Here is a 7,953-nt window from a genome sequence, read left to right on the forward strand (position 1 = left end):
TTTGCATGAGCAAGTTTGTTTCTTTTTAGAAACGAGATAAGGCTTTCTGGTTTGCAGTTTTTGCTTCTTATGCTGTTTTTCTTCTTTGAGTTTATTTTTATTAAATTCTCTTGAAATCACTGCTTTGGGGTGGAATTTTTATTTCTATCTATATTTTTACGCGTTTTTATAAATAATACAATTTTAAATTGTGATATTTTGGGATTCTGGCTTTACATAAAACATAGGGTGGATATATAAAACACAAAACGTATTTTAAATTATCACGCGTAACCAAAGTTATTAAACAGAACGCGTGTTTTTTGTTTTTAGAGAAGGGGAAGAAAGTTTGTAGAAAATTATGTTTAAAAATCATCTCTCTTTATATCATTTTACAACGGTTATTTTTTTCTTTGTATACAATACTGATGCAGGTGAGATTTCTTCTGAGAAGAAGCCATATTCATGTAACGAAAGTGCCTCATTTTATCGCTGTAATGATGGTAAAACGCATGAAATTACCAAGAAAACTTATCAACTTACGGGTGAAAGTTCTTATGCTGCCATAGAGGCATCAGGGAAAAATACAGTCATTGAGGGAGAGGCTATAATCATTAACGGTGTTTCGAATGCACATGGACATTCAGAAACAAACGCTTGGACAACAGCTGTAAAGTCCTCAAATGGGGGAGGCGTTGCTCTATTTGATTCCATGTTAAATAACGTGTCGATCGGGGCCGATATTAATGATGAGGGAGCTTTTGAAATGCAGGATGGGGTGATTAAAGCAACCAGAATGGGGATCAGTGTTGGGGGTAAAGGGTCGTTTGTTTCTTTGACCAAGACAGAGATTAAGACATCTTCTGATGCGATAGGTCTTTTGAGTCATAATGGTGCAAAAATTTATATGAAAGGAGGAAAAATTGATTTTGCTGATGGTATTGGTGTTCAAACAGGAGGAGATGGAGAAATTAATTTAGAGGGCGTTTCTATTACTGGGAGGGGGAAACAGGGAACAAATACAGATAATCATCGTGAAGGTTCTGCTTTTAGTATGCTTCAGGGGAAAGGCTCTCTTAATTTCCAGAAGGGAAACGTTAATGTCGACAATGTTCATGGCATTGTAGTGCAGGGGAATAACCATAATGCTGCTCATATAAAATATTCCAATGTTTTTGTGAGAGGGAATGGATTTAATGGTATGCACTTTTTTTGGGAAGCTGTCTTAAATGATAAAAAAACAATTATACCTGGAAAAGGGACTGTCCATGTGACAAAGACAACTTTTATGGCTCCAGAAAGTACGGCTATTTATAGTCGCGAATTCGAAAGTTCTGTTAAACTCTTACAAAATTCAAAAATTTCTGGAGATTCACTCCTGAAAGCTGTTGAGCGTTCTAATGTAAAGATTGAGGCTGATGCTTCTACCCTTGTAGGAGGCGCACATGTTGATGAAAGTTCTACAGCTAAGATAGATTTAAAAAATGGTTCAAAGTGGATTTTATCGCGACCAAAATATGACAAATTGCAAAATTCTGATGCTTCTGGTTCTAGGTTAAAAGATTATTCTTCTATTTCATCGGTTAATCTTACGGATAGTTCTCTTGTTTTTGAAGAATTAAAATCTAAAAAAACAAATGGTTATCAGACACTTCTCATTGGAAAAGGATTTGGGACTGTCTATAAAGCGCACGGTGATGTGAATCTTTATCTTAATGCATATTTGGATAAAGGCGGAGCTCTGCAAGAGCAAAAAACTGACCGGCTTTTAATCAATGGTGATCTTGAAGGGAAAACAACAGTTCATGTGTATAGTGTTCCTGGAAGTCCAGGGGCATTGACGGGAGATGGTGGTAATAATCAGGGGATTTCCATTATTCAGGTTTATGGAAAAGCCATGGAAGATTCTTTTCAGTTAAAGGGGGGGTATGTCACACTTGAAGCCTCCCCCTATCAGTATCATCTTAAGAGTTATGGTCCAGGCTCTGCTTTAGGGGCGGCAGATTCCAATCAAAGAGTGCTTAAAAACTCTGGAACATTTTGGGATTTCCGACTTGAAAGTCAATTTGTTGATTCCACTAAAGTTTTTCCTGTTCTTGATTTGGTTGTCCCCCCTTCTTCTGATGATATTCCTTCTTTTCCTAAAATTCATCCTAATATTACTGGAGGTGAGGATGGTTCTATTGATTCTAACTCTCAGCAAAAGTCTCAGGAGCCAAGTCTTTCTTCTCCTGTAGATTCTCCTGATAGGGATTCCCATCTTACGACCACACCTAATGTATCTGATGTTTTTGTACTTGAGATCCCCAATCCTCTTTCCTCTCTTGCACCTGTTGTTCCCGCTATTGCTGAATCTAATCCAGTTTCTCCACCTGCATCTGGTTCACCTGTTCCGCCGCATGTTTCACCCACTCCTTCTGTTGTTTCCCCAGTTGCATCTGGTTCACTTGTTCCGCCGCATGTTTCACCCACTCCTTCTGTTGTTTCCCCAGTTGCATCTGGTTCACCTGTTCCGCCGCATGTTTCACCCACTCCTTCTGTTGTTTCCCCAGTTGCATCTGGTTCTTCTGTTCCGTCATCTGTTTCATCCATTCCTTCTGTTGTTTCCCCAGTTGCATCTGGTTCACTTGTTCCGCCGCATGTTTCACCCACTCCTTCTGTTGTTTCCCCAGTTGCATCTGGTTCACTTGTTCCGCCATCTGTTTCACCCACTCCTTTTGTTGTTACTCCACCTGCGTCTGGTTCTTCTGTTCCGGCATCTGTTTTTGAGCCTTCTTCTCATTTTGAGCCAAATGTGAGAGTCGTTGTTCCACAGGTTTTGACTTATATTCTTGTGCCAAATACCTTATTTTATGCTGGATTGATGGATATCAGTAATCAAAGCAAGCAGTTGCAAGCGCTGCGAACTGTTCCTGGTCGGTTGTTGAAAAATGATGAAAATCCCGCTTTGTTTTTGCGCGGTTACGGTGGACATCATCATTATACTTCAAATTTGTCTGCATTTAAATATGGTGATTATGGCGGTGAGCTTGATTATAATGCACTAGAGGCAGGTATTTTACTCAAGAAAATCGAAAGTGCATACAGTACGACATCTTTTGGGATTATGGGAAATTATGGCAAGCTTTCTTTGCAGCCTCGAAAGGTTAAACAAAGTCAAGAAAGTATATTTGATAAATGGACAATAACAGCATATGGAAGCATGCAGCATGATACGGGTCTCTATATGGATGGTCTCTTCTCTTATGGTTTGTTTAATGGAAATGTTCTCACACTTGAGCGAGGTAAAACGGCTGCATTGAGAGGGAAGCCCCTAAGTGTTTCTTTAATTGCTGGTAAAACGTTTATGATAGGCAGCCGATATTTTATTTTTGAACCACAGGTTCAGTTTGTTTATCAAAATCTCCAGTTTCATAAGACTCGTGATATTGATAATTTTAATATTGATATGCGAAGTCCAGATCATTGGGGGATGCGTATTGGTGGGTATTTAACGAAGACACTTACATTTACTAAAGATAAAGATGCACATGTTCTCTCATTCTATGGTAAGCTTCATTTCATTCGTAGTTTTGATGATAAACAATTTGTATATTTTAAAGATGCCTTCCAGCTTGGTTCCTTTGGGACTTCTTTAGAAGCTGGATTTGGTGTTTTTTCGCAATTATCTCCCAAAATTATTTTTCATAGCGATCTGATTTATCAGCATAAATTTACGAGTGACGGCTTTTCTGGAACGCATTTTTCTGGTGGATTAAGTTATCATTTTTAATTGTATTTTTCTTTAATACATCCTTTGTGAAAGACATAAGCACAAAACACGGTTTTGTTGTGTCGTTTTTCTGATTTTTGACTTTACATATAATACAAAACAAATTATATGTAACGGTACATAATAAGTAGATGAACTAGGTGTGTCTTTTCAGTTTTTTATGAATAAAATAAAGGAAGTTTAGACTAAATTATGATTAAAGTACTAAAACGCTATGTGTGTGTTCTCTTACGACCTCTATTTATTTCTTCGTGCACAATATAGATGTGAGTGCAGAAGATTATAACCCCTCGTGTAATTCTCTTTTTAAGTCGCATTCGTGTGATACAGTTGATGCTTCTCGTACTTTTGGAAGTCGTAATAAGTTATATATGAGTGGATTGGATAGGAGGACTACAGGTGTTATTTTTACAATACGAACTCATAACATAGTTATTAAGCCGCAAAAAAGTAAAGGGGAAAAAGGCTTTCAGGAACTGATGGAATTTTAGAATTAAAGAGATCTGAGAAGATTACATCAGCAGTGGTTGTGTCAAAAGATAATAAAACTTCTTTTAAAAAGAGTTCTATTACAGGAAATGGCGAAAAGAAAAGTGGTAGAAATGCTACGTTATCTCAATCTGTGTTTGGTGTGAAGCAGGGTGGTTCTTTCCTTTGATGAAGGTAAGATTCAGGTTTCTGATGTTCATGGTATAGAGGCAAGTGTCTTGCTCAATGCGATTGAGGATACACATCACACTTTGAGCTCTGGAATAATGAAGAATAATGGAAAAAAACTCTCTACAACTTCAAGATGTTAAAGAAAGCAAAAAAGTACATTTGATAAATGGTCTATTACAGTATATGGCAGCATGCAGCATGATACAGGCTTTTATATAGATGTCCTTTTTTCCTATGGTTTATTTAAAGGGGATGTTCTCACGCAAGCAAGAGGCAAGACAGCAACATTGAAGGAAACACCTTTGAGTGCTTCATTGATTGCGGGCAAGTCATTTATGACAGGGCATAAAGGGGTTATTTTTGATCCGCAGGTTTAGGTTATTTATCAAAATGTGCGGTTTGATAAGGCGTCTGATATTGATGGTTTTGATATTGAGATGGGAAAACTTGATTTATGGGTGATGCGTGTTGGTGGTCTTTAAGAAAGATGCTTGCTGCTTCTGAAGAGGCTCTTGTTGTTTCTTTCAATTGCAAGCTTCAGCATGCCATTAGTTTTAGAGGAAAACAACGTGTGCGGTTTGGAGATGAATTCCAATAAGGGCTTTTGGCTCTTCTCTAGAAACTGGAATGGGATTGAAGGCTCAGTTGTCTTCAAACTCTTCTTTGCATGGAGATGTAACTTATCAGCATTGCCTTAGAAAAGGTGGTTTTTCAGGGATTATTTTTTCAGGCGGTTTATACTATTGTTTTTAGGTGCCTATGAAATATAGAGTAATTTTTACATAAGTTATAGAGTGTTTTATGAAGTATAAAGTGATTATTTAAGTTTTATACTTGCTATTTTTAGTGTGTTTAACTTAATGTTATGGGGAATGTTTTTTATTTTTAACTAACAGGGGAGAAAGGCAAATTGGGAATAAAGTTATGGTTAATGTATTAAGCGGGTATAGATTTTTATTTATTACAACGGCTATTGTTTCTTTTTTGCCAATCGTGAGTGTTAATGCGAATCCTAATAATTTAGGAACTTCCTGTAATGTATCAGGGAGTTTTTTTACATATAGCGATAGTAAAAAACATACGATAAGTAATAAAAATTATACTCCTTCTGTCTCTTCTCTAGATGATTTTATTGCTGTCTTCTCTATAGAAAAAGAGGGAACTGTTTTAAATTTATTAGAGACAAATATTATCTCGCATAGGCCAAAGCAGTCATTTTTATATAGTGCATCTGTAAAAGATGATGGCAAGCTTGTTCTAACCAATTCAAATATTAAGGATATGTCCGGTTTTCGTGTTCAGAACGGGCAAGTTGTGATGAATAGAGGGAAGATTGAAGGTAGTTTGCAAGCTGTATGTGCAGAAGGAAAAAAAACCGATATTGCTTTAGTGAGCGTAAATATTGATATTGTATCAGATAATTTGAATGCAAAAGGGATTGGATTTGTGAGTAGTTCTGATGCATTCGTTAGGATGTCAGGCAGTACTATTACTTTTCATGAGATTGGTGCGTTTTCAACACAATTTGGGGGAAAATATCTTATTGATACAACCAATATTCAGGGAAAAGGTAAGAAACATACGATTGTAGTTGATAATGAAACTATTGATGAATTTCCAAGAGCTTTTGACATATCACAGGGTGGTGATGTTCATTTGCGTGGTGATTCTATTCAGCTCACTGATATGCATGGCTTCTTGATTACGAATTTTGCAGGTTATGCAGATGCTGAAGGTAAATTGGTTCAAGAATACGCTTCATCAAATGAGTTTAAAAAGACAAGTATTAAGATAGAAAAAAACAATATTTCTGTTCAGGGTGAGGGAGTATACGGTCTGTATTTTTATGGATTAGGTCCAGATGTATGGGGTGATATGTTTAAGGTAGGGAGTGAAAAACTTTCAAAAGTAGAAAAAATTGTTTGGGGTGAAGCATCTTTGCATTTGTCACAGACAACTTTTTCAGTTCCCGATGGTATTGCCATTTATAGTACGGGGGATGATATTTATGGAGCTGAAGCTACCATTGAATTAACAGAAAGGACAAAGATCTCTGGTGATTTATTGTTAAAGGCTCAAAATAATTCTTCTCTATTGGTGAAAGCAAAGGATTCTACTCTTACAGGGGGTATTCGTGTTGAGGATGCATCAACTGTTCACTTAGAATTAACAAATGGCTCTGCATGGTATCTCACCAAAAGGAAACATACAGATTTGCAGGAATCTCTTCCTGTAGATTCATTACTTTCGTCTATAAGCATTTCTGATAGCACAATTTTTTTTGATAAATTTATATCTCAAGATTATCAAACGCTATATATTGGAAAAGTATATATTGAGAAAGGAAGTAATCTAAATGACATAAATCCAATAGAGGGGATACAATATGATAAAGAAGCCTATAATGCAAAGGGAAATGTGCAGATTAAGATGAGTGCGTTTGTGAATAATGACGGCTCGTTTAATCCTCAAAAAACTGATCGTATTTTGATCTACGGGAATGTTTTGGGAAGTACACTGCTCATGATGGAGAAATTTTCCAAAACCTTAGAAGGAGAAGCTGGCAATAAAGGAAGTCAAAGTATTTCACTTGTTCAAGTTGCTGGGACAGCAGAGGAAAGTTCTTTTAAGTTAGCCAATAGTTATACTACGGTGAATGGATTTCCTTATCAATATAAACTTCGTGTCTATGGTCCAAGTTCTTCTTCTGGAAATGCAGATCCAAAGAATAGATTGGTTGTTGGAGAAGGGGATTTTTGGGATTTTCGTCTCGAAAGTGTTTACATTGGTCCTGAATTAGATTCTTCTGAAACTGCTTCTAAGCCAACGTCTACAGTTTTACCTCCTCAATCTGAAGAAGAGACGGTTCCTTCTAAACGACCAACAGAGACTATTTCACCTGAACAACCCCCTTCTGTTGAGCCTCCACTTATACCATCTACACCTTCTTTGCCTGAGGGATCTGAACCGTCTGAAACATTTATCCCTACGGATTCGACGCTGACTCCTTCTGCACCAGTTCCGTCTGAGCCTCCCTCTGTACCAACAGTTCCGGAGGCTCCTTCTGCTGTGCAACCTATGCCTGCACCGTTTGTTCCAGTTGAAGATTCTACTAATGATGTTCTGCCATCTGAGCCCTCTGCTCCGGAGGACACTTCATCTCTGGATACTGTTTCTCCTCCTTCTGCCCCTGTTGAACCAAAGCCTTCTCAGTCCTCTGATGCTTTGGAACCTTCATCTAATCTCTCTATACCGCTTGATGTTCCGCCTGAGCTAGGTATTAGAGCTGTTGTTCCACAGGTTCCAACTTATCTTCTTTTGCCAAATGCCTTATTTCATGCTGGTTTAGTGGATATGACCACGCAAAATAAGACGTTAGAGACAATGCGGAATGCTTTTCATTCCTCCTGGAAGGATGATAAAAAGACAGCCTTTTTTCTGCGTGCTTATGGGGGGAGCCATCATTATGCTTCCAATTTATCTGCTTTTGAATATGGCTATGGTGCTGAGCTCGATTATAATGCATTTCAAGCAGGTGTTTT

3 protein-coding genes and 1 pseudogene are annotated in these 7,953 nt (G+C 37.5%); all 4 read left to right on the forward strand.

Features of this window, described 5'->3' with window-relative positions; all coding sequences use genetic code 11:
- The first annotated feature begins 340 nt into the window (after positions 1-340).
- Positions 341-3,751, forward strand: a complete 3,411-nt coding sequence (locus ACFING_RS07215; RefSeq protein ID WP_375630294.1) for an autotransporter outer membrane beta-barrel domain-containing protein — start codon at positions 341-343, stop codon at positions 3,749-3,751.
- A gap of 529 nt (positions 3,752-4,280) precedes the next feature.
- Entirely contained in the window at positions 4,281-4,409 is a 129-nt protein-coding gene (locus tag ACFING_RS07220) for a hypothetical protein (RefSeq protein ID WP_375610851.1), read from the forward strand.
- 28 nt (positions 4,410-4,437) lie between these two features.
- Positions 4,438-5,164 (forward strand): annotated as a pseudogene (locus tag ACFING_RS07225) (autotransporter outer membrane beta-barrel domain-containing protein); the annotation flags it as partial.
- A gap of 171 nt (positions 5,165-5,335) precedes the next feature.
- Positions 5,336-7,953 (forward strand): autotransporter outer membrane beta-barrel domain-containing protein (locus ACFING_RS07230; RefSeq protein ID WP_375630295.1); only part of this gene is annotated, 2,618 nt, incomplete at its 3' end.

The sequence above is a fragment of the Bartonella sp. AP150HLJHH genome (assembly GCF_042196385.1).
Taxonomy (GTDB): Bacteria; Pseudomonadota; Alphaproteobacteria; order Rhizobiales; family Rhizobiaceae; genus Bartonella.